Raw genomic sequence first — 1,933 nt, 5'->3', positions numbered from 1 at the left:
GGCGAGATCAGGCCGATCTCCATGTTGATGGTCAGCACCACGGCGAACCAGATCGGATCGAAGCCGGCGGTGGTGATGATCGGCAGCAGGATCGGCGCCGCCATCAGGATCACCGCCACGGGCGGCAGGAAGAAGCCCGCGATCAGCAGGAAGACGTTGATCGTGCCCATCAGCACCCAGCGGTTGACGTCGAGCGTGCCGATCCACTCGGCAATCGCCTGCGTGATGAAGAGCGACGACAGCATGTAGGAGAACACGCCCGCGGCGGCGATGATGAAGAGGATCATCACCGACTCCTTGGTGCTGTCGCGCAGAATCACCCAGATCGCGCGCGGATCCCACAGCTTGTAGATCACCACCGCGATGACGAGGCAGAGCAGCGCGCCCACGGCCGCCGTCTCCGAGGGTGTCGCGATGCCGCCATACATGGCGTAGAGCACGCCGATGATGATCGCCACGAAGGGCAGCACGCGGGGCAGGATCTCCATGCGCTCGCGCCACGTGTAGCTGCCCGCCGACAGCACCGAGGCCTCGCCCGAGCGCCAGGTCGACCAGAGCGACCACAGCATGAAGAGCCCGACCAGCATCAGCCCCGGCACCACGCCGGCAAGGAACAGCCGGCCGATCGAGGTCTCGGTGGCGATGCCGTAGACGATCATCGTGACCGAGGGCGGAATGAGGATGCCGAGCGTGCCGCCTGCGGCGATGGAACCAGCCGCCACGCCATCGGGATAGCCGCGCTTGCGCATCTCGGGGATGCCCATCTTGCCGATGGCGGCGCAGGTCGCGGGGCTCGAGCCCGACATCGCGGCAAACAGCGCGCAGGCGCCGAGGTTCGACACCACGAGCCCGCCGGGAATGCGGGTCAGCCAGCGCTCGAGCGCCTCGTAAAGATCGGCGCCTGCGCGGGTCGAGGCGATGGCGGCGCCCATGATGATGAACATCGGGATCGAGAGCAGGGCGAAATTGTCGAGCTTGCCGAAGAAGATCTCGGGGATCAGCGACAGCGAGGACATGCCGTCGAAGACGATCAGGAAGCCCGCCGAGACCACCAGCAGGCCGGCGGCAACCGAGATCCCCGAGAACAGCACGGCGATGGTCAGGACGGCGACGAGCGCGCCAAGGGTGAGCGGATCCATCAATCGGCCCTTTCGCTGGCCGCGTCGGCGGCGTGGGTTTCGGTGAGGGTGGCGTCTTCGTTGAGGCCGAAGGGCTTTTCGATGCCGGTCATCATGGCGTAGAAATCGGCGGCCACCTGCAGGGTGTAGAGGCCAAAGCCCAGCGGCAGCGCCAGGTAGGGCACCCAGAGCTTGGGGTTCCACGGCGAATTCGAGGTCTCGCCCCAGTCCCAGGCCTCGTGCCAGAACTCGTAGCCGTACCACAGCATCCCGCCCGAGACGGCGAGCGTGGCGAGCATCACTACGACGGCGAGCGCCCGGCGCAAGCCCGGCGCCAGCATCAGGGGCAGCAGGTCGACGTTCACGTGGCCGCGCAGGTATTGCACGTAAGGCAGGCCCAGCATGGTGGCGGCGATGACGATGTAGGTGACGCCCTCGGTCTGCCAGATGGTGGAGCCGTTGAGGACGAAGCGGACAAAGATCATCTGGCAGGTGATCACCACCGCCGCGACGATCATCAGGGCGGCCACGATGCCGCAGATGCGGCTGAGCAGCCCGATCAGCCGCAGCACGGGGTTGCCGCCGTGCCGGGCCGAGGGAATGACGTGTAGGGAACCGGACATGTCGGGGCTTTCTTGTCAGGCGTCAGGGAACAGGCGGTCAGGGCGCTGCCCGGGGCTCGGGCGCGCGGCGTGGTCCGTCCTGGTCGGAGGTCGGGTGGGCCGATGAGGCCCGCCCGCAAGCGGTCACTCGACGCTGAGCGCGAGATCGAGAAGGCGCTGGCCGTCCGGCGAGCCTTCAAGGAAGGCCTTGTA

General features: G+C 67.0%; 2 protein-coding genes. Both read right to left on the bottom strand.

The features are described 5' to 3' along the window. Window positions 1–1,139, bottom strand: a 1,139-nt coding sequence (locus AC6RA4_RS25210; RefSeq protein ID WP_500165025.1) for a TRAP transporter large permease, incomplete at its 3' end; no start/stop codon positions are given. Further along, window positions 1,139–1,741 carry a TRAP transporter small permease gene (locus tag AC6RA4_RS25205; protein ID WP_500165024.1) on the bottom strand — a complete coding sequence of 201 codons (603 nt, stop codon included), beginning with the start codon at window positions 1,739–1,741 and terminating at the stop codon, window positions 1,139–1,141. The genes AC6RA4_RS25210 and AC6RA4_RS25205, both read right to left, overlap by 1 nt. Window positions 1,742–1,933: the final 192 nt, after the last annotated feature.

Source organism: Salipiger sp. (assembly GCF_059781815.1).
The sequence above is the reverse complement of the archived record's forward strand: the minus strand, read 5'-3'. Positions and strand labels throughout refer to the sequence as shown.